Source organism: Streptomyces sp. NBC_00306 (genome assembly GCF_036169555.1).
In the GTDB taxonomy this organism is placed as follows: Bacteria; Actinomycetota; Actinomycetes; order Streptomycetales; family Streptomycetaceae; genus Streptomyces; species Streptomyces achmelvichensis.
The window spans coordinates 8,026,615-8,047,326 of record NZ_CP108032.1 but is presented as its reverse complement, the minus strand read 5'-3'; the positions used below and the strand labels follow the sequence as shown (position 1 = coordinate 8,047,326).

The 20,712-nt window shown below is 68.2% G+C and carries 16 protein-coding genes and 2 pseudogenes; 2 read left to right on the top strand and 16 right to left on the bottom strand.

The window, feature by feature from the left end; all coding sequences use genetic code 11:
- The first annotated feature begins 345 nt into the window (after nt 1-345).
- A complete protein-coding gene (locus OHA05_RS35900) occupies nt 346-1,227 on the top strand; it encodes an endonuclease/exonuclease/phosphatase family protein (protein ID WP_328862935.1) in 882 nt (293 codons plus the stop codon).
- Between the two features lie 289 nt (nt 1,228-1,516).
- On the opposite strand, the gene OHA05_RS35895 is transcribed toward OHA05_RS35900, so the two are convergent.
- The 5 genes and pseudogenes from OHA05_RS35895 to OHA05_RS35875 form a co-directional block, all read right to left on the bottom strand.
- The gene (locus tag OHA05_RS35895; protein ID WP_328863549.1) at nt 1,517-1,654 is read right to left on the bottom strand and encodes a hypothetical protein; all 138 of its coding nucleotides are present in this window, start codon (nt 1,652-1,654) and stop codon (nt 1,517-1,519) included.
- Between the two features lie 78 nt (nt 1,655-1,732).
- Nucleotides 1,733-2,266, bottom strand: a complete 534-nt coding sequence (locus OHA05_RS35890) for a 2'-5' RNA ligase family protein (RefSeq protein WP_328862934.1) — start codon at nt 2,264-2,266, stop codon at nt 1,733-1,735.
- A gap of 291 nt (nt 2,267-2,557) precedes the next feature.
- A pseudogene (locus tag OHA05_RS35885) lies at nt 2,558-2,707 on the bottom strand (ATP-binding protein); the annotation flags it as partial.
- 651 nt (nt 2,708-3,358) lie between these two features.
- Nucleotides 3,359-3,580, bottom strand: a complete 222-nt coding sequence (locus tag OHA05_RS35880) for an MmyB family transcriptional regulator (protein WP_328863529.1) — start codon at nt 3,578-3,580, stop codon at nt 3,359-3,361.
- Nucleotides 3,486-3,686 carry an MmyB family transcriptional regulator gene (locus OHA05_RS35875; RefSeq protein ID WP_328862933.1) on the bottom strand — a complete coding sequence of 67 codons (201 nt, stop codon included), beginning with the start codon at nt 3,684-3,686 and terminating at the stop codon, nt 3,486-3,488. The genes OHA05_RS35880 and OHA05_RS35875 overlap by 95 nt, the downstream gene beginning before the upstream one ends.
- A gap of 83 nt (nt 3,687-3,769) precedes the next feature.
- Here OHA05_RS35875 and OHA05_RS35870 point away from each other — a divergent pair, with 83 nt between their 5' ends.
- Entirely contained in the window at nt 3,770-3,955 is a 186-nt protein-coding gene (locus tag OHA05_RS35870; protein WP_328862932.1) for a low temperature requirement protein A, read from the top strand.
- A 307-nt stretch (nt 3,956-4,262) separates the two neighbouring features.
- Here OHA05_RS35870 and OHA05_RS35865 read toward each other — a convergent pair whose 3' ends face one another.
- The 11 genes and pseudogenes from OHA05_RS35865 to OHA05_RS35815 all read right to left on the bottom strand — a co-directional run bounded on the left by OHA05_RS35865 (nt 4,263) and on the right by OHA05_RS35815 (nt 20,668).
- Nucleotides 4,263-4,865 carry a 3'-5' exonuclease gene (locus OHA05_RS35865; RefSeq protein WP_328862931.1) on the bottom strand — a complete coding sequence of 201 codons (603 nt, stop codon included), beginning with the start codon at nt 4,863-4,865 and terminating at the stop codon, nt 4,263-4,265.
- A gap of 1,614 nt (nt 4,866-6,479) precedes the next feature.
- Entirely contained in the window at nt 6,480-6,755 is a 276-nt protein-coding gene (locus OHA05_RS35860) for a hypothetical protein (protein ID WP_328862930.1), read from the bottom strand.
- Between the two features lie 57 nt (nt 6,756-6,812).
- Nucleotides 6,813-7,772, bottom strand: coding sequence for a DUF4344 domain-containing metallopeptidase (locus OHA05_RS35855; RefSeq protein ID WP_328862929.1), 960 nt, complete (start codon nt 7,770-7,772; stop codon nt 6,813-6,815).
- Nucleotides 7,773-8,804: 1,032 nt separating this feature from the next.
- Nucleotides 8,805-8,942, bottom strand: coding sequence for a hypothetical protein (locus OHA05_RS35850; RefSeq protein WP_328862928.1), 138 nt, complete (start codon nt 8,940-8,942; stop codon nt 8,805-8,807).
- 258 nt (nt 8,943-9,200) lie between these two features.
- A complete protein-coding gene (locus tag OHA05_RS35845; RefSeq protein WP_328862927.1) occupies nt 9,201-10,946 on the bottom strand; it encodes a SpoIIE family protein phosphatase in 1,746 nt (581 codons plus the stop codon).
- A 368-nt stretch (nt 10,947-11,314) separates the two neighbouring features.
- Nucleotides 11,315-11,653, bottom strand: a complete 339-nt coding sequence (locus OHA05_RS35840) for a MerR family transcriptional regulator (protein ID WP_328862926.1) — start codon at nt 11,651-11,653, stop codon at nt 11,315-11,317.
- 946 nt (nt 11,654-12,599) lie between these two features.
- Nucleotides 12,600-13,473 (bottom strand): annotated as a pseudogene (locus tag OHA05_RS35835) (MmyB family transcriptional regulator).
- Between the two features lie 183 nt (nt 13,474-13,656).
- On the bottom strand, nt 13,657-16,125 hold the full coding sequence (gene uvrA / locus OHA05_RS35830; protein ID WP_328862925.1) for an excinuclease ABC subunit UvrA: 2,469 nt from the start codon (nt 16,123-16,125) through the stop codon (nt 13,657-13,659).
- 511 nt (nt 16,126-16,636) lie between these two features.
- Nucleotides 16,637-17,752, bottom strand: a complete 1,116-nt coding sequence (locus tag OHA05_RS35825; protein ID WP_328862924.1) for a hypothetical protein — start codon at nt 17,750-17,752, stop codon at nt 16,637-16,639.
- Between the two features lie 377 nt (nt 17,753-18,129).
- Complete coding sequence (locus OHA05_RS35820) at nt 18,130-19,287, bottom strand: hypothetical protein (RefSeq protein WP_328862923.1); 1,158 nt, start codon at nt 19,285-19,287, stop codon at nt 18,130-18,132.
- A gap of 493 nt (nt 19,288-19,780) precedes the next feature.
- Nucleotides 19,781-20,668 carry a LysR family transcriptional regulator gene (locus tag OHA05_RS35815; RefSeq protein WP_328863527.1) on the bottom strand — a complete coding sequence of 296 codons (888 nt, stop codon included), beginning with the start codon at nt 20,666-20,668 and terminating at the stop codon, nt 19,781-19,783.
- Nucleotides 20,669-20,712 lie beyond the last annotated feature (44 nt).

Genomic DNA, 20,712 nt, shown 5'->3' with positions numbered 1-20,712 from the left:
CGAGCATCAACCCCGGCACCCGGCCTCGACGCGCACTGACCGCGCGGATCGAAACGAGGGCTGCAACGAACACGCTTGCCGGGGTCAGCCGTGGTCTCCGCCAGAAGGGGGCTGGGACGACCGTCCCTGCATGCCTGCGAGCGCGGCGAGGAGATCGCAAAGCCCGACGGGGCCATGTTCCTCAGTGGATGGCCGTTGGACTCCGCACAGGAGGCGCAGCAGCCCCTTGCGGGTGCGCTGCGGCACGAACCGGCTCGGCGTGGTCGGGGTTGGGCCTGCTCCGAAGCGCAACGAGACCCGCACACCGGTGGTGCTGTTGGGCACCCCCGTCCCATAACCTCGTGGATGAAGACGTCGAAGGCCATGCGTATCCACGCGGAGGAGGCGATGGTGCCCGGAAGAAGCAGGCGGCTAGTCGCGGGCACCGTGATCGTGGCCTGCGTGGTGCTTGCCGGCCCCAGCGCACCGAACGGTGGCCTCTTCGCCAGGTCACTGCCCGTCGGAGCCGCCAAGGATGTTGTACCGAACCGGGTCATGACGTGGAACATCTGCAACCCCTGCGACGAAAGCAACACCGACCGGGCGGCGGAGATCGCCACACTTGCGCCCCAGGTCATCGGCCTTCAGGAAGCCTGCGTGCGTGACGTCGAGAGGATCCGCGACAATCTGAAGAGGCGTCACGGGCTGGTCTACCACGTCGAGTACGGGACGGTTCTTCGCAATTGGCGCCGCTGCGGAGGCATGCCGTGGAGCCCGGGGGCCTTCGGCCAGGCGATTCTCTCAGCGGCACCCATGACAGACCGCCGCCACAGGGAATACCCCGAAGGAGGATCCGAAGACCGGGGGTACATGGCAGTCACCACCCAGGTCGGCGGCCGGCCTGTCCGGGTCTTCAACACGCACCTCGCCCAACGACGCCAGGAAGCAGTCCGAGCAGAGCAGACCCGCGTACTCGCCGCAGACGTCGCCCAGCACGACCGCGCGATCGTACTCGGCGACTTCAACGCCGAGCCGGCTACTCCCGAACTCGCCCGCCTATGGGCACTGGCCGCAGATGCAGACCCTCAGTGCCGTCCCACGCCCACCGGCACCTGCACACCGACAACCGACTGGCAGACCACGTTCGACTACATCTTCCTGCGCGGCATCACCCCACGTGAGCACCGAGTACATCCCACCCCGCACTCGGACCACCACCTGCTCCACACCGACATCAACCCCACCTGAGCAGACATCCCGCCCAGCCCAGCCGGCCCGGCCCGTGAACCCGAGAGCCGACATTCCGCCACGCCCAGCCCATACCTGCGCGGCCTGCCGGCGCCATCACCGCCCGAGAGAAGCCACTGAAGCAGGCCCACTCGGCCAGGACCCGCCCCCTCCCTCGACGTCCCCGGCCCCCCACTCCCCCGATCCCACCCATCAGCACTGCCCGGCGGCGCGTACGGAATCAGCGAACCGATCTTGTGCTCGGGCGACGATCAAGCCACCTGGGCAGTCGACTGTGTGTGGTCGTGTCTCAGCAGCTCGTGGCCCAGGTGTGGGAGTCGCCTTGGTCGTTGGCCACGGTGTTGTGGCTGACCTCCTGGCCGGGCGTGAGGCAGATGGTCATGTGCTCGCCCCGCAGGGAAGCGTGGAGGGCGCCGTGGCCGACCATGCCGGACGCTCTCTCGCCGTCGTGGTTCTTGCCCGTGTCGCCCGCTCTCTCTACGACTTGAACGGCAGGGACAGCGTCTCACGGGCGCGGCTCCAGCACCTCCAGTGCGCCGGTCTGAGTGTCATAGCTGCGCAGAGTGGTGAGTCGGGCCGACAGCGGCGGCGCGGGCAGCAGTTCAGCGATCCGCCGGTCAGCGAAGGCACCGGCCCGCCGGGTCCGGCCGAGTGTGATGTGCGGACTCCAGCGCCCGGGTTTGTGGAAGGGGTTGAGGGTCTCGGGCTGGCTGTCCGAGGCCACCGCCTCCCACACCCGGCGGTGTAAACCGGTCAGCGCGGAGTCGAGGTCCAGCGCCCAGGCCAACACCGAGGTGGGCCGCTCGAAGCGGACCACGCCGGTGAACCGCACCGGCAGCGGCAGGACAGCAGCCACCTCTGCGAGCTCCCAGCGAATCGGGGCGGTCAACTCCGGGCAGGCAGCCACGGTGAGGTGCGGTCGGTTGGTCGGTGAGCGGAGGTGCGCCTGACTGGGCAGCCCCGCGTCCGCTAGCCGCCGCCAAGCCTCCCAAACCGCTAGCTCTGCCGCTTCGTCCAACAGAAGCTCGACCGTTCGCACCGCCGCAGCCTACCGGTGATCGCCCGCGGATCCGGCGGTGCACCGCGGGCGGCTCGAGGGCCCGTCCCGGGGGTTTGAGGGCTTCTCTAGCCGACATGGGAGGCGGCGGAGCTACGGAGGGAGGAGTTCGCCCCGTGGGCCGGTTGCCGTTCGGTGCTGGACAACCTGATCGATATGCCGTCCAACGTCACGACCGCCCTGCGGTTCTTGGCCGCCGCGTCCTGAGTCCCGGGTGACCGCCGGTCGCGGGCTATTGAAGACCTCTGGCGAGGGCGGCGGCCGGACTGTCGCGAGGCGGTCGACGATGGCCGCCCAGAGGCGGGGGTCGGTGAAGCTCTTCGTCCAGCCGGAGAGCGATTCGTTCGAGGCGGTCGCCACGTTGTTCTTTTCCTCCCGCTCGGTCAGAACCTGGTAGACAAGTTCAGCGCCACGGCGGTCGAGTCAGGGCTGCGGACACACCGTCCGCGTCCCGGCGAGGGGTTCCTTCTCGAACGGGTCGGGCTGCCCTTCGGAATTCATGCCGGTCCCGACCAATGTGTGTTCACGCGCTGGAGGCCGCCCCGCTGAGGCTCACGGCTGTGAGGAGGCGTAGCGGTCGGCCGTTTCGGGCCGGGGGCAGCGGTGTGCTGCTGTGTGCGGGCCAGGATGGCCCGGTGCGTGGCTTCGGCGCGTGCGTGGTGGTCGATGCCGTCGGCGTGGTGGGCGCTGCCAGTTGGGGGCGGCGTCGCTACCCAGGCGGGTGTGAAGGTGCGGTGCGCCAGTGGCCGCGGCGTACCGGTGCCGATAGTGGTGTCCGCGGCAGTGGGTGTTCAGTGCGGTGTCGACGATGGCGTCCTGAGTGCCGGGTCGTGCTGGTTGTCCGTGCAGGGTGCGGTTCATCCCAGGCCCACACCGGACCGGGCCTTTGATGATCTCGACGGCGAAAGAGCGACCACGGGCCTCCGGGAGACGGTGGTGCCACGAAACGGCTCGTCGCGCTGGGGGACCTCGTCGTCAATCTTGCCCCTGTCCGAGAGCCACGCTGGCCGGGGACGGTGTAGTCCAGGTCAGAAGTGTTGACCGCTTGAGCCGCCGATCCGTAGGTGCTCGGTTTCACGAGGAATGTGGCGGCGAGTAGGACGTCTTTCCCGCTTCACTTCTGGCTGTGGCCGACGCCAGGAGACGGAGGCCCCGTTCCGAGGCACTGTCGGGCGGCGCAGTCCAGATGACCAGGTGCTGGTCAGGGACTGTGGAGCTGGTGAGCGTGTCCCAGTCGAGGACGAGAGTGCCAGCCCGTGGATGGTGGAAAAACCTTGTTCCCTGTGCCTTGGACAGCGACCTCGTGTGCCTGCCACCAGTGCTCGAACTCGGCATGGTGGCTCATCCGGTTCAGGAGGTGTTGGAGGCGGGGATCGTCCGGATGGCGTGCGGTGTCGGGCATTCATGTCCGGCCGTCGCACATGCCACCCGGCTGACGCCGCGCGGGCTGCCCGGCCCGCGGTTCAGACGTAGGAGGCCCAGACCGTGAGCAGCGTGCCCGAGTCGCTGAGACTGCGGAGAGAGGTTTCCCGGCTGGAGCCGTTCGACGACCTCGTGTTCGTCTTCGCGGTCTCCCAGCTCTCGCACCACCTCGTGGAACACCTCACCTGGCGCGGCGCCCGCGAGTTGCTTCGCCCCAACGAGGACGCAATGCAGAACGGCCTAGAGTGATGGCCGTATGACACGCGGACTCGCCCGCTTCTGGGCGTGCAGCCTACGGTGGCGGCATCGCAAACGGCTCGCTGCTTTCTCAGCCGTACATGTCGTACGTCGCGCTGCAGCGAAGCCCGCGGATATCGGCGGACACGCTCTGGGGTTTCCACGACGGGCGCCGAACTGGATGGCCGTCCCTAGACCGCGGCCTTGGTCAGGGGAGGCTGTCGCGAAGTCGGCGCACTCAGGCCGAGTCCGAGATGTCGATCAGGAGTTCGCAATCTCGGTGACGGTGAGCCGGAGATCGACGCTGCTTCTGTCGAGGTCACCACAGAGTGGGTTCCTGTTCTGGTTCGGGTGCTCCGGGCAGGCCAGGCGGGACGGCGGCGACGACGAGGTGTTCCCAGCTCTCGTAGCGGTCGGCCATGGCGATGAGGAGCTGGGCGGTCGCGTAGGCGTCGAAAGTGGCGCGGTGACGTTGGGCGGGGGCTTCACGCAGGTCTGGGGCTACGTGCTCGATCAAGGCGTCCAGGCTGTGCTTGGGCAGATCGGGGTAGGTGGCCTTGGCCAGCCGGAGCGTGTCAATGACTCCGGCCGGCTGCCACTTCGGGAGGTGTGCGGACAGGACTCGGTAGTCCACGTGGGCGTTGTGGGCTGCGATCCACGCCGTACCGAGCATCGTGTGGACCTCGTCCCGGATCTCGTCCCAGCCTGGCTTGTCTTCAAGCACCTGGTTGGTCAGGCCGTGCACCCGGGCGGCGAAGGGCGTGACGGGGCGGTGCGGCTTGGTCAGCCATGCGCCGGCCGTAGTTTTGTCGGCTTGTCCGTGGCGTACGGGGAACGCGGCGACCTCGACCAGGTCGGGCGGGTTGTTGCCGTTGCCCTCGATGTCGGCAACGAGCAGCGTGGGCCAGGAGGAGAAGTTCATACGGCTGGTGATCCGTCCTCCGCCAGGCAGCAAGTGTCCGCTCGGCCGTCCTGGCGGTAGTGGTGGGGGCTGTGCTCGGTCGTGGCACTGGTAGCCAAGCCGTGCTGGAGGTCGTCGCGCAGCGGTTCGTCCAGTCCCTTAACGACGACGCACGGTCGTTGACCTCGATCGGGCCACTCGCGCCGAGTCCCAAGCCACCCTCTACCCGGGCGTGACCCAGACCTGCTCCGTGGATCTCCCAACAATCCGGCGCCTGACCTGCGGCTGGAGGCAGCCATCGGTGACTCATCAACGCAGGACCCTGACTGCAACACCGCACATAACTTGCTCGTCTGGATGACAGCGCAGGTAGGCGGTGACCTCGGCGTGGATGCGTGGTTCGGGAATGACCGGGCCGCACCCATGCGTCACCTTCCCGAAAGCCCGGCTCCGGCAGGAGACGGGGCCACCCGGGCATCGCACGTTGCGGCGCTGCGGCCTAGTGCAGGACGGAGTTCGCAAACTTCGTCCTCGCGGCCGCCTGGCACTCGTCGCCGAAGGTTCTGAGGGTAGCCTTCGGTCCGCCCGTTCACGGTCCGCCACGCCCGCATTCGACCTGTGGGTGAGCGCGGTCTGGGCAGTTCAAGCCATCCCGCCGCCCGCTTAACCGCCGGACTGTGCCGACCGGTTCGATCCTTTCTCCCGGCTCCGCACCAGGTCATCCAGCAGGGTTGACCATCCGCGCCCGCCGCCGGAAGGGGCGCTCGGATCGTCCGGATCCCGGCATCGCTCCGCCTCATTGTCAGTGGCGTGGCCGAGGGTTCCGTCCACGGCCCGCATTCACGCCTCACGAGGAGACCGGTGCTCTCGATGCCCTCGCGCAATCCCCCGCTCGGCTTACGGCGTCGTCCCGTCTCCTTGACGAGCGAATCGAACGGGCAGGGGCGCCGACCACACTTGCCCGCCGCACCGGGCTTCGAACCTGCATCGATCATTCCCCCGGGTCGCCCCGTATCGGCCCCGCGATCAGCGGCGTTGTCCGGGGCGCTCGATCCGATCCCCTCTGAGGAGAAATCCGTGAACCCGTGCGCCTACTTCCCGCCGCCCATCCTGCGTTCGAAAATCCTCCCGCTCAGCCCGTCAAGTCCGCGGTGATCCTGCGCCCGGCGGACGCGCGCCGTGCCCCGTTCACATCCGCATCATGACCCTCACCGAGGTGGGGGCATGCGCGACGCGAACGCTCTTCCCCCGGCACTGCGCGGCTGGGCCGAGCGAGAAGTTGGATGCATATCCGGCGTCCGGAACGCCTCGCACCCGCGGGCAGCTCCCGGGTCTGGGAGCTCGTGCGCGCCGACGGCTGCCGGTTCTACCTGAAGATCTCCCCCTCCGCGTGCGGCTTGCCACGACCACGCAAGCCGCACCGCGTCGCATCACATCGCCAACTCTCGCACGCAAACTCGAAGTTCACGACTACTCCCGGCTGACCTGCGTGATCTCACCGGCCAGATACGGCGAGTCGACATCGGTGGCACGGCAGCTCAACGGGACAAGGTGGGGATGAATACGTCGAGCCACGCACCTGTTCGGTGTGTGGCTCGACGGGGCATCGAAGTCAGAGGCGAGCGAAGACGAAGGTCAAAACGGAACCGACAGCCCTGCCTCGCGCAGCTGGGACAGGGCTGTGGACATGCATTGCTGCACGGTCCTCCCATCAGCACGCATGCCATGCTCCAAAGGACCCCCACTGGCGGCAAAGGTCCACGCCGGCGCGCTGTCAGCCACCCTCTCGGCGTCCACCCTGATCATGGCGTTCACACCCTGCTCACCCAGCCATTCCAGGATGAGGAGTGTCACGTCTTCGATGCCACCATCCTGGTCGGTCTTTGGCCAGCGGCCACGGCTTCCTGTCATCGCCCAGACTCTACCGAGGGCTCCGGACGGACCTGCCCGAGCATCGACCGTTCACGCTCATTGCCCGCTGCGGAGCTTGTCGATCTGCTTCTCGAAAGCCTTCGTCTCCGCGATCAGCTGGGCGCGGGCGTTTTCCTGCGTCTTGTCGCCCTGGTCCTTGAATGCCGCACGGAAATGTGGCTTGAGTTGGGTCCACCAGCCGTAGTCCAGCATCGCCCATGCCTGCGGACACAACGGGGCGCGGGTTTTCGGCAGGTATCCCGCACTGACCAGGGGTCCGTGGAACCTCTTCGGGTCGCTCCCCTCCAGGTAGCAAAGGAAGTTGAAGACCCGCTGTTGGGTGACGAGGTGATCGCTTGAGAACCCCTCCAGCGTCAGCCTGCCCTCCTTGCGTGCGAGCTCGTCGAAAAGCATCGCAGCTGCCAACGACGGACCGGGTCCAACCTCGTTGACGGTGTAGAACGACGCGAACCCGTCGGCGGCATCCTCCTCGAGGCCGAGGTTCGCCAGCAGCAGCTGACGCTGCAGAGCATGGCCCATCTCGTGGCCGAAGATGAACTGAGTCGACAGCGCGGTCAGGTCGTCGGCGTTGAACTTGGCACTAGGGAACAGGGCGGGACGCTCGACGGTCTTGACCACGTTACTGAGAACCCCTTCGATCTGGGTCAGGAACGGCGGGGGCACAAAGATCGTCCTGCCGTCGGGCTGGGTAACCGCATCCGTCACCCCCGGTGGGACCTTGTCGGTGACTTTCACGACCAGGTCATGCGGGAGGGCGAGCGACTTGTTCACCCAGTCGGCGACGTCCTCGAGCACGGCGGACTTCCGGACAACCGCCACGGCATGCCGGTCCTTCGGCTTGATCGTGGCGTCCGCGTAGACGACCGTGACCTTGCCGCCGGCGCCGACCGCATTGCCGTCGCCGCCACACGAGACGGTGGCGCAACCGGCAATGAGCAGCGCTCCCACGAAGGCAGCCTTCAGCTTCGCCGAGTACCCACCACTGCTCAACACCACGGTCAGCTCCTGTCCTCGGTCAAGGCGTTGCGGCGGGCGGTTGTACTGGTATGGCCGCCGGAGCCCTCCTCCCGACGCCGGAGGATGGGCTCGAACGCAGCGAACCGAAACCGCGAGCGGCACCGCAGAATCGATCACGCCGGAAGACGGAAGCAGAACTCGAACCTGACACGCGGATTATGATCGACGCACCCTTTGTCCACAAGAACCCGTATGTGGCGATTTGACCCCAGGGTTCGGGCTGGCCGTGATCTTGCACCACGGCGCAGAACCCGGGACGGTCAATGGCCCAGAGGCGCCATTACGCCAACAGCAGCATGCCACCGACCATCACACCGGGTGGCTGTCGATCACACCGCCTGCCCCCGCTCGGTTCTCGTCGACAGGGATGAATGCGCCCGGCGACACCGCGCTTGATGGGGGGCCTTGCGGTCCCTTCGGAAAACCTGAACTCGCAGCGACGGATGGCGGTCGAGTCGGCCCCCAGGCCGTACGAGAGCCCCGTGACACGTATGTCGAATGCCCCTCTTTCGCTCGCTGGGCGTGGTCATGGGAAGGAGGGTCGGCTGCGGCGAGTAGGATCGATGACGCGGGCATGACACGGGCTCCCCGATGGGAGTGTGGAGGGTACGAGCCGGAGCGAATGAGCAGCGCGGGTGTCGACGCAGGGCGTCGTGTAGGGCGCTGCACATCACGCAGAGGCGGGGAGAACCGCGGCCCGGCGAGCTGCACCATCACCCCCACCTGATCAACCACGGCAACCCCCACCCCAAAGGCATCGAGACGGGCAGGACGGGCGCGACCCGGCAGGCGCGACCGGCCCACTGACGGGCCGGGAACGGCGTCAGCCGAGCTGGGCAGCAGTGGACGGCCGGGCGCAGCCCCGGTGACCCCCGGCCAGGACATGGCTACGGCCCCACCGCTGGATGCAGGGAGGGCCGTAGCGGAGAAGGAGGTCCGCGGCGGTACACGTTCTCCCCCGAGCAGGCGCAGCGCGCATGAGCAGGTCCCCAGCTCCACCCCGTCTGGAGATCACCGGGCATGCCCGGTGAGGTCGACCGGCCGGCCGGGTGTGCTGTCCGGGAGAGCGGAGGTGGTCTTCCACTCGCGGTCCGAGCCGGACGAGCGCGGCGAGGTGGCCGCCGTGATCGAGATCGTGGCCCAACCCACCCACGACAGCATCCCGGAACCGGCTCCAGGAGCGGGCCCTGCACAACGAGATCAGCCCGCTGCTGACTCCGCCCGGGGCCCAATCACCGTGGTGGAACACGCGCCTGACCCTCACCTGGGGCAGCCGCGAACCCCGCAAACAATCGCGAGCCTGCATATGCGACAGCCTTCTTCGTGAATCGTGAAGACGACAGCGGCCGAAGCGCCCGCCCACGACGGCTCAGCCTTCCTCCGCAATAGGTCTGCGGGGCATTCGCATCACTGCTCCTGTGCGGGAGGGGGTGTCCGCAGTGCGATCATGGCGACGTCGTCGTCATTGTCGCTGGGGCGGACCTGGTTCAGCAGTGAGTCGCAGAAGGAGTCCAGGGGGCGGTGGGCCAGGGACGCCGCGTGTCGGCGCAGCCGGTCCAGCCCATGATCGATGGAGTGGTGCGGGGATTCGACCAGTCCGTCGGTGTAGAGCACAAGCGTGGCCCGGGGTGGCAGGACAGTGACGGCGTCGGGGCGAGGTCTGGTGACTCCGGTGCCGAGCAGCATGCCGTGAGCCTCGTCGAGGTAGCGGGCCTGACCGTCATGGGTGATGAGCAGGGGCGGCGGGTGGCCGGCGGTCGTCCAGCTGAGGCGCCACAATGCGTCATCGCCGAGTGTGAGCATGGCGAAGATCATGGTCGCCATGGGTACCTCGGCTATGTGCATCACCGCCTCGTCGAGCCGTGTGACGACGGCGCTGGGCGCGGCGTCGGGGTGGGACCAGGCGAAGGCACGCAGCATGTTGCGGACCTGCGCCATGCCGGCTGCGGCGTCCAGATCGTGCCCGACGACATCGCCGATGACAAGTGCGTGGGTATGGGCGGCCAGAGCGAAGGCGTCGTACCAGTCACCGCCGACGGAGGAGGCGTCCGGAGCGGGTACGTATCGCGCGGTCATCTCCAGCCCGGGCAGGACGGGCAACTGGGGCAACAGGTGCCGTTGCATGGTCTCCGCGACTTTGCGCTGACGCTGGTACAGACGCGCATTGTCCAGCGCCAGGCCCGCCCTGCGGGTGAGGTCCTCCAGCAGCGGCAGGTCGGCGGCAGTGAAGGCGTCATGGCGCTGTGCGCGGCCCAGGGTCAGGGCGCCGAGTACGTCGCGCAGACCGCGAATGGGGGCAATGACAGCGGAGTGCATGCCCGTCGCAGTGAACAAGCGCTGCTGCTCGACCGCGATGCCCGAATCCGGCGGGCCCTGGTAGGTGGCGGGGCCGGCCAGAGAGGAGGAGGCACCGCGCAGAGCTCGCGACAGGGGCATCGGCGACTCTGTCGGCACGGGAGGCATCGGACCTTGGAGGTCTTCCCGTTCGACGAGAATGCCGTCTTTGTGTTCCATCACGAGGACACGTCGTACTTCATCATGTTCCGTGAGCACGTCGAACACTGCCCAGTCCGCCAGCCGGGGCACGGTCAGAGCAGCCAGTCGGTGCAGTGCCTCGTCCACGTCCAGGGTGGATGTAAGTTGCGTGGTCGTCTCTGCGAGCAGGGCCAGGCGGTCCAGTTCCGTCAGGGGCCCGGAGGGCCCGACATCGCTGTGGTGCGAGTCCTCCTGCTTCGGCTTCGGCCCGTACAGCATCACCAGCGCACCGATCACGTCCGAGCCGGGTTTGCAGGGCGTGACCAGCCAGGACATCTGGACGAGAGTGCCATCCTCACGGGCGAACCACTCGGCATCGCCATGCCGGGTGTCCCCCGTGAGAATTGCCTTCCTCATCCGGCAGCGAGTGCGCGGCATCGAGTGCCCGTATCTGTCCCGGTGCAGCAAATCGTGGAAGTCCTGGCCGACGATTTCCCGGGCAGCCCAGCCCAGCAAGCTCAGGGCTGCCTTGTTGGCCGCGACGATGAGACCATCCTCATCGACCGCGATGGCAGCCGCCTGCAGGTTCTCCAGCGTGCCGTGGACCAGGGCACCGGACCGCGACTGATGCCCGGCCACGGGAACACCTTCCCTGCCAGAATCGCCGACGTCGTCCATGTCCCTCCTCCGTTCAGACACGAAAGCATCCGAGTACCCAGTCCCAGAACCTGCATGCAACGAGGCACACGTTCCGACACAGCTCGCCGGGGACGGCGGTGTGCGGGGCCGTTGATGGTGCCGAGTCAGCAGGCGTAGGCACTCGCCGGGCTGCTCAGCCGCCAACGGGCCCGCTCCCTGCCCTGTTTGCGCATCAGGGCAGGGTGACGTCAACGACGTCCGTCGTTGGTGAATCCTAGGTTGTCCTCAACAATCGTAAGGGGACCGCGGGCGGAGATGCGGACCACGCCCGTGAGCGGGGCGCTGAAGCGTTCCGGGCGACGTGCATGAGGTCGGCAGCAGCTGGCTGTTGGACGGGAACAGCGGTCTCAGGCCGCAGCCGTCGGGTTCGCCGTTTCGGCGGAGCGGCGGTATTCGGCGTTGATGCGCTGGGCCTCTTCGAGCTGGTCTTCGAGGATGACGATGCGGCAGGCAGCCTCGATGGGAGTGCCCTGGTCCACGATTTCCCGGGCGCGGGCGGCGATGCGCAGCTGGTAGCGGGAGTAGCGGCGGTGGCCGCCCGGAGAGCGGAGCGGGGTGATGAGGCGGGCTTCGCCGATGGCGCGGAGGAAGGACTGGGTGGTGCCGAGCATCTCGGCGGCCCGGCCCATGGTGTAGGCGGGGTAGTCGTCGTCATCGAGACGGCCGAACGAATCGTCTGCTGTCATTGCACCTCTCTGTGGAACGCGTGGAGGGGCCCTGGTGCCATTGGCACCAGGGCCCCGAAGGAACTGCTACACCATCTGCCGGCCCTGGTACTGCACCGGCCTACTGTGTCCGCATGCCCACCCGGGAGAGGGCAGCACATGCGGGGATCGCGGTTGCTCGACCGGAGACCACCTCACTATCGATGTCCTGCGGTACCCGGACTCAACACTCTCTGCCCGGGCGATCCTGATGGCGCCTGGCTCCTCCGTTCTTCCCTCTGGGATCACATACCTACTACTGGTACTGCGTACTGCTCTGTACTGCTGGTACTGCGAACTGCTGGTGGCCTGCCCTAGCGCCACTCTTCGGCAGCCAGCCCCGTCGCCCGTCCTGCATCCGCTCTGGCTTGGAACCCCACTGCCGAACCTCCCGGCGCGCGCGCCCGCAGCCGACGCCTTCACCGAGGTACTGCTCACTGACTTCACTGCGGGGTACTGCGAACTGCACTGACAGGTACTGCCACTGCGGTACTGCTCACGGCGGCCCCTGATCACTGCGGGCCACCCGGTCCGGCCGTCAGCCCCGTCGCCATCCTGCAACCACTCCGGCTTCGGAACTCCACCACCGCACCGCCCTGCAACTACATACTGCTGCCCGCCAGTTCGTGTCTGCCGGGCCCTGCTGATCTCGGCTACGAGAGAAACCATAACCACACCACCACCCAATGTCTACTCCAGCCGACACAGATTTCCGCGTGTCCGACAGCGAGGTAATCGAACTCGACCGGTGACGGAGAGCAGGAGTAGGGGCATCACCGGCGGTTTGACGGCTGATAACGCGGCGGCCGAGCGGCGGCGAGCAGTTCCGCAGCACACGGAGGGCGGGCTGGGCACGGTGAAGCTGGACCGCGGGCACCTGACCCGGCGACGTCGGCGTAGAGACCCAGAGCTGTTTCGCCGCCTGAGATCAGTCGGCTTCCTGCTCCACGGGGGAGCCGGCCTCCTGAGTGGCGGCCCAGGAGGCGAGCAGCCGCAGTCCCTCTTCGGAGGGTGAGGCGGGCTCAGGCGGTGTAGACGGCGAGGGTCAATCCGGGTTCGGAGGCCATTTCCAGGCCCTCGTAGGCGAGGATGAGGTCGCCGACGGCGTGGTGGTGGAAGCGTTCGGTGCCGGTGCCGTGGGTGGCGGACGCTGTGGGCGCCCCAGCGGGTGCGAAAGTCGTCGCCGCGGGTGGACAACTCGCCGACGAGGTCGTGGAGTTCCTTGTCGTGGGGATGACGTCCGGCTTCCGTGCGCAGGATGGCGGCAGCGATGCCGGCGGCCAGCTCCCAGTCAAGGTAGAAACAGCGGCAGGCCAGGTCAAGGAACTGGAAGCGGGCCAGGTTTGCCTGGTTGCCGGCTGTGGCGTGGGCGTCGGCGTAGAAGGCGCGGGCCAGCTGGTTGGCGGCCAGCAGTCCATCCGGCCGTTGCGAACACGGCCGGTCCGGCGGTGACAGCGTCGAGGGCCCATTGCAGGCTGCGGTGCGGAGTCCCTGACCGGGCGGCGGGGCCGGCTGAGGGCTTCGGTGCCGTCGGCAGCCTGTGCCAGGTTCAGCAGGTGGGAGCGCTCGGCGTAGTCGAGCTGAAGGTCGCGGGCAACGGCTTCGAGGACGGCCGGGGAGACGCCGGCGAGGTTGCCGCGCTCCAGCTGGGCGTAGTACTCCACGGTCACATCGGCCAGAGCGGCTCGCTGCGGCGCAGGCCGGGGACCCGCCGACAGTTACCAGGGCAGCCCCGCCCGTTCGGGGGTGATCTTCGCGCGCCGCGAGGTGAGAAACTCGCGGGCCTCTGCTTGGAAGTCCACGTCTTCGACAGGACGTCCCGCCTGCGGCCATAGGGATGTGCTGGCGGTACACCCATGGATGGTGTCTCGCTACCCGCGCCAGGAGCGGGCTATCCGTCACAAACCTGGAGCGCAGCACGGCGACTCGCGCGACTCTGCACCCCAAACCCGGATGACCGGAGCTCTCAGTCCCTGGCGCCATCGTCAGGGGCCCGCGAGCCGGGCCGCGAGATAGGGCGCGGTAGCGCTGCGGCGGGCCCTCGCCACCTTGGCCGGCGGGCCCGCTGCCACCACCCTCCCGCCCGCGTCGCCGCCGCCCGGCCCGAGGTCGATAATCCAGTCGGCGGTGGTGATCGTGTCCAGGTCGTGCTCGACGAGGACGACCGTGTTGCCGGCGTCGACGAGCCGGTGCAGCTGTCGCAGCAGCAGCGCGATGTCCGAGGGGTGCAGCCCCGCCGTCGGCTCGTCGAGCAGGTAGAGCGCGTGCCCGCGGCGGGCTCTCTGCAGTTCGGTGGCCAGTTTGATGCGTTGCGCCTCACCACCGCTGAGTTCCGTCGCGGGCTGGCCCAGCCGCAGGTACCCCAGTCCCACCTCGCGCAACGTCTCCAGACTGCGGGAGGCGGCCGGGACGGCGGACAGGAACTTGGCGGCGGCGTCGACGGACAGCGCCAGCACTTCCGCGATGTTCTTGCCGCGGTAGGTGACTTCCAGCGTTTCGGCGTTGTACCGGGCGCCCTGGCAGGTCGGGCACGGCGCGTAGGTGCCGGGCAGGAACAGCAGTTCCACCGCGACGAATCCTTCGCCCTGGCAGGTCTCGCACCGCCCTTCGGGCACATTGAAGGAGAACCGCCCGGCCGAGTAGCCGCGCGCTCTGGCTTCGTCCGTCGCCGCGTACAGCTTGCGCACCGCGTCGAACATCCCCGTGTACGTGGCCAGGTTGGACCGGGGAGTTCGACCGATGGGCCGTTGGTCGACCCGGACCAGCCGGTCGAACGACTCGACACCCGACGCGTCCTGGACGTCGACCTCCAGCTGCGCCTCGTCGGGCTCCTCGGGTACGAGTCCGAGGTGCCCGCGGACGACCTCGGCGAGCACCTGCGTCACCAGCGTCGACTTCCCGGAACCGGACACGCCCGTCACCGCCGTCAGTACGCAGAGCGGTACGTCGACGGACACGTCGTGCAGATTGTGGCGGGAGACGCCGCGCAGGTGCAGCCAGCCGTGCGGTGTCCGCGGGCGGTGATCGAGCGGCTGGGCGCGCCCGAACAGGTACTGGCTCGTGGCCGACTCCGCGACCCGCTCAAGACCGGCGACCGGGCCGCTGTACAGCACGCGTCCGCCGCCCTCGCCCGCGCCGGGGCCGATGTCGACCACCCAGTCCGCCCGCCGTACGACGTCCATGTCGTGCTCCACGACGAACAGCGAGTTGCCCGCCGCCTTGAGGCGGTCCAGCACGTCCAGCAGCGGTTCCGCGTCAGCCGGGTGCAGGCCCGCGGAGGGCTCGTCGAGGACGTAGACGAAGCCGAACAGCCCCGAGCGCAGCTGGGTGGCGATCCGCAGGCGCTGCGCCTCGCCGGGCGACAGGGTCGTCGAGCGGCGCCCGAGGCTGAGATATCCGAGGCCCAGGTCGAGCAGGACGTCGACCCGCGCGACCAGATCGCCGCAGATCCGGACCGCGACCTCGGTCGTCTCCCCTGATCGGGCGGTCGACGTGGTGGCGTCGGCCTTGGACCGCCGCGCGACGGGCCGCAGGAGCGCCACGACCTCGGTGAGGGGCATCGCGTTGATCTCGGCGATGGAATGTCCGGCGAAGGTCACGGCGAGCGCCTCAGGCCGCAGTCCGCTGCCGTGACACTCGGGGCACGGCACACTTCTGACGAACCGGAGCGCCCGTTCTCGCATCTTCTCGCTCTTGGAGTCGGCGAGGACGTGCATGACGTGCTTGCGGGCGCTCCAGAACTTGCCCTGGTAGCCGTAGTCGACGCGGTCCTCCTCCGGCTCGATGTACACGGAGGGCTGCTCGTCCGTGTACAGCAGCCAGTCCCGGTCCTTCTTCCTGAGCCTGCGCCACGGTCGGTCGATGTCGATCCCCAGGCCGCTCACGACACTGCGCAGGTTGGCGCCCTGCCAGGCGCCCGGCCAGGCGGCGATCGCCCCCTCGCGGATGCTGAGCGAGGGGTCCGGGACGAGCAGGTCCTCGGCGACGTCGTGCACGACGCCCAGTCCGTGGCACTCCGGGCAGGCGCCGGCCGCGGTGTTGGGTGAGAACGACTCGGCTTCCAGCCGTGCGGCCCGGGGCGGATAGGTGCCGGCGCGGGAGTACAGCATGCGCAGCAGATTTGACAGCGTGGTGATGGTGCCGACCGTCGAGCGCGAGCTGGGCGACCCGCGTCGCTGCTGCAGGGCCACGGCGGGTGGCAGTCCGGTGATTTCCTCCACGTGCGGTGCGCCGACCTGTTGCAACAGCCTTCGGGCGTACGGTGCTACGGACTCGAAGTAGCGCCGCTGAGCCTCCGCGTAAAGCGTGCCGAACGCGAGCGAGGACTTGCCCGAACCGGAGACGCCGGTGAAGGCGACCATCGCGTCCCGCGGAACGTCGACATCGACGTTCCGCAGGTTGTTCTCACTGGCGCCCCGGACATGCACGAAGGGGTCGCTCGCGTCCTTGTTCACCGTTCCTGATTACCTGATCGCGCCGGGAACCGCGCGACAGGCGCCGCCCCCCGGGCCCCGCTCACACGAGCATCCGGAGAGTCCCGGTTTGATCCGCTCCCAGGGAACATTCGAGGGTGTTTCACCGTTGGTCCATATGTGGGCGTGAAGGGAACTGTGTCCCCGGGCCTCACCCTTTGCCCATGAGGACGATCGTTCGGCTGAAGCCTTATGGAGCCCCCGCCGCGAGGCGACCGCCCTTCTCGCCCACTGTCGATCGGCCCCGGCTGGGGATCCCCCGAACCAGTCGGGGCCTTTGTCTGCCCCCTGCCGACGCCCTTCGGTGAACGCGGTGGTCCACCTCCCGGTGGAGTACTCGCCCCGGCGGCTCAGCCTCAGGTCGCGAGCATGCGACCCATGGCGGCCATGACCGAGGGCTCGACCCGCGCCCGTCGCGACTGCGACTGCCACGACAGGCGAAGTTGTGCGGGGACATTGCGCGAGTCTGTTCTCATGGACAGGGCCGACCGCTCTATGTCTCCCCCGGCTGCCCTTCCCGCTCCTTCTTCTCCTCCCGCAGCTTCTGCCACCGCTGGCGCTGACGCTCGCCGTACGCCGCGTTGCGGACAGTGCCATCGTCTTCGAGTCCGGAACCGAACGCACCTCCGACCATGCCCATGGAGCTGACGAACCAGGCCAGCACGGCGTAGTCGTGGATTGTTGCGTCTTGCCCGACGACCTTGCCCAAGACCGACGAGTTCAGGATGAGCAGGGTGACGCCGAAGAGGACGAGGAACAGGACCAGATAGAGGGACAGCACACCGAGGGTGATCGTCACGCAGGTGACTGTGTTGTAGAGGCGGGAGAAGGGGCGGGAGAGTGAATCGTGAGGGCGTTCCCAGAGCTCGTGATCGATGATGATCCATGCCGTGAGGGCGAGGAAGGACAAGACGCAGGCCCCGAGCAGTCGGCCCACGTCCATGCCCGAGGAGATGGTCCAGGCCGAGGTGTTGACCAGGCCGAAGGCGGCGGTGGCGAAGACACCGGCCAGTGCCCGGGAGAGGGTTGCGAAGAGCCGCCAGGGGCGGTTGGCCCGCACCATGCCGGCGACGAGACGCAGATGGCCGCGCAGGCCGGGCACGATGAAGCGTTGCAGGCCATCCTCGCTGGTCTCTGAAGTTTCCAGCCGGCCGGCTTCCTCCGGCGCGGGAGCGAGCTCGGCCCGCTCGCGGGTGAGTCTGCCGATGACATCCGCGACGACATGCCGGGCGCGCCGTCTCATCCGCCAGGAGCCGAGCGCCGGCAGGGACACCAGCGCGATGCGGTCCTCCAAGCTCACCTCGACGCTGACCGGGCGCAGGCCGGCTCGTCGAGGCAGATCGGTGAGGAAGACTCCGGCCTCCCAGTCTCCTTCGGGGAGGAAGGGGCGTACGACGTCGATCGCGGAGGAGACGTCCAGTTGCTCGTCCGCGACCAGGGGTGCCGTGCGCGCCGTAACCCGCCAGTCGACGTCCGCGCGGACCCGCTGCCTCAGCAGCTGCGGCAGCTTGTCGGCCAGTTCCTGGACAATCTCCGTCGCCACTCCGGGGTCGGCGACCAGCACGATCCGCACCGCGTGCGCCGCAGTGGCCGGCAGGGAATCTGTCACGGTCTCAATCCGGTCGGGGTAGGCGCGACGGCCTTTCGGCCCGAGGTTCCGTTGTACGCCCTCCCATGTGGCGATCGAGCGCGACAGGCGCCTTGGCGCCAGGTGTCCCCCGTTCAGCCCGGCACTGGGTAAGCAGGTCAGCGGAGAACAGAAGGCGGCGAGGGGACCCGCTCAACAACCCCCGACGAAACGGATGCTGACGGAGTTGCGGGGCGGAGTGAAGGGCTGGCGTCGCCGACCGATAAGGCAAAACGTGGCCTGGTTCAGCGGGCGCGGGCTGATCCGAAGGACCGCCCCGTGTTGCCCCGGGCCCTCGGCACTCCGGCCAGCCATGATGCCGCCGCACCGCCTCCGGGAGCCAATTGCGCCGGCTCGGGTCACTGCGACGGTTCGTCGCTGGGGCCGTTGCGGAGCATATGGCGACGTTCCTGTTCGCGCTTGGAGTAGGCGGCTGCCCGGATCGCTTCGTCGCTCTCCAAGCCTGATCCCAGCGCACCGCCCACTGTGGCAATCGACGCGACGAACCATGACAACGTCAGGTATTCCGTGGCGTGCAGCGGGGTTTGTGTCGTGGATGCGAACACGCGGTCGTTGACGATGAACAACGCCCACAGCAAGTTGATGACGACCAAGCCCCCGTAGCAGACCAGCACCCCGATACCCACGGTCATGACCGTAGAGGCGTTGTAGAGCCTTGCCCTCTGCCTGGCCTCCCGCGAGAGTTCGGTTGATCGGTGCCACAGCTCCCCGTCCACGATCAGCCACCCGATCATGATTCCGAGTGACCCGACCGTGGCAATCACGAGGCGCGGCACGCTCAGGGCCCCGGCCAGACTCCAGACGGTGGAGTCCAGGGTCGCGATGGCCCCCGTGGCAAGTGCGGCCGCCAGGGCTTTCGACAGGCCTGGCACCAATCGCCACGGACGATTGGCGCGGACCATGCCGAAGAGCACTCTCAGGTAACCGCGCAGCCCGCTGACGACATATCGCAGATCGGCGGTCTCCTCCTCACCGACCGGGCTCGGGTGGATTGGCGTGAGACGACCCGCAAAGGGTCGCAGAAGCGGCGGACTTGGCGCAGGTCCTTCAGCCTGTGTGGCCTGCGGAGCTAGCAAGCCGAGCACGGCTGCTTCCACGACCCGCCTGGCTCTCGTCTGCAACCGCAAGCCCCCCAGCGGAGGCAGAGACAGCAGTGCCAGGCCGTGTTCGTGACTCAGGTCCACAACGAGCTTGCGTCCGTGTGAGAGCAGCGGAAGGTCGGTGAGGGCGATGACGATGTCCCAATTCTCTGCACTTCCGCGATCCATGATCCGGCGCATCAACGTGGGCAGGTCCTCGGCCCCAGAGGTGAATGGCTCGCTGACCACCTCGACCTCGAACCTTCGCCCTTGGCCTGACTTGTCGGCGAGCCGAGCAGGAAGTATCCGGGCCATGCGTTGCGCGATCTCAGTGGGCGCATCGGGATCCGCCAGGAGAGCTACGACCGTGACGCCCTGAGACGGCACCCGCATGTTTGGACCCTTCGCTTCGGCCACCCCCACGATCGCAAGTGCCCACAGAATGCCCCCGAGGAATCGTCAGCGCGGCGTGACACGCTGGCCCCGCCAGCAGGTGCTGGCGGTACGGCAAGATCTCCTCTTCTTCCCAGGATCGGGGCCTGCTCCACCAGTGGCCACGCTCGGGGTGCGCACCATGCCCGTGATGAACCGGAGATGACCGTACCGGCCTGGCACTACGCAACGGTCCGGGGCTGGCCCCCCGGCCGCGGGCCGAGCGGCCGCTGACCCGTGGCTGGCGACTTTCGACGCCCTCGAGGAAGGACCGGCCAGCAGCACAGGCAAGTTGGGTTCGGCGGCGGTGGTGGCACTCCTCCTCGGGTGAGAGGCGGCCGAAAGGCCAACGACCACGGGAGCGTCGCAGGCGCAGGCATCGCCTCGGCGTAGGAAGCAGCCGGAGGAGGCCGGGTCTGGGTGGTCTGTTCGTGGAGAGCAACGTCGAGACCTGCTCAGGAGGAGCTGCACGAGGGGCCTACACCTGTCGTCCGACCCCGAGGACGTCGAGCATCGCCCGAGTTGCCGGGCTGGGGTTGAATCGGCTCCACGCCAGATATTCGATGCGGTGCGGCCCGTCGACCACCGGGACCAGCGCCAGTTCGGGGTCCTCCTCGGCCAGCGGCCGGATGAAGGCCGACGGCAGCAGCGCGATGCCGAGTCCGCGCGCGATCAGCCGGGTCACCAACGCGGCTCCGGCCTCGTACGCGACGTCACGGACCAGGCCCGCAGCGGCGAACGCCTGATCGGACTGGGCCCGTCCCGGCGTTCCGTCCATGAAGTCCACGAACGTCTCCTCGGCGACCTCCTGCAGCGTGACCCGAGGGGTGCCAGCGAGACGGTGGCCGGCCGGCACCACCAGCACATGCTCGTCATGATCGAGAACGACGGATTCCACACCGGATGGCCGCTCGCTCTCCGGCAGGCCGAGGAAGGCGATGTCCAGTTCGCCGTTCCGGATCGCCGCCGCCAGTGTGTCGCTGCCGCCGGCACGGAGGGCGACGCGGACGTGCGGGTGTTGGGAGCGGTACCGCTGCAGCAGCTCGGGTACGTCGACGGCGGCCGAGGTCACGATCATGCCGACGGCGAGCCGGCCGCGTACTACTCCGGTCGCGGCGGCAGCGTCGGCGGCCGCGCGGTCGGCGGCGGCCAGACACTCGCGCGCGCCGACGAGAAACGCTGCTCCAGCGCTGGTCAGCTCGGTGCGGCGGCTGGACCGGGCAAACAGCTTGACCCCGAGTTCCCGTTCCAGCCCCGCTATCCGGTGGCTGAGAGCCGACTGCACCACGGAGCAACGCTCCGCGGCGCGGGTGAAGTTACGGGTTTCGGCGACGGCGACGACGTACCGCATCTGCTGGAGATCCACACAACCATCGTTATGGTTCATGGCTGGCATGACAAGCATGCTTT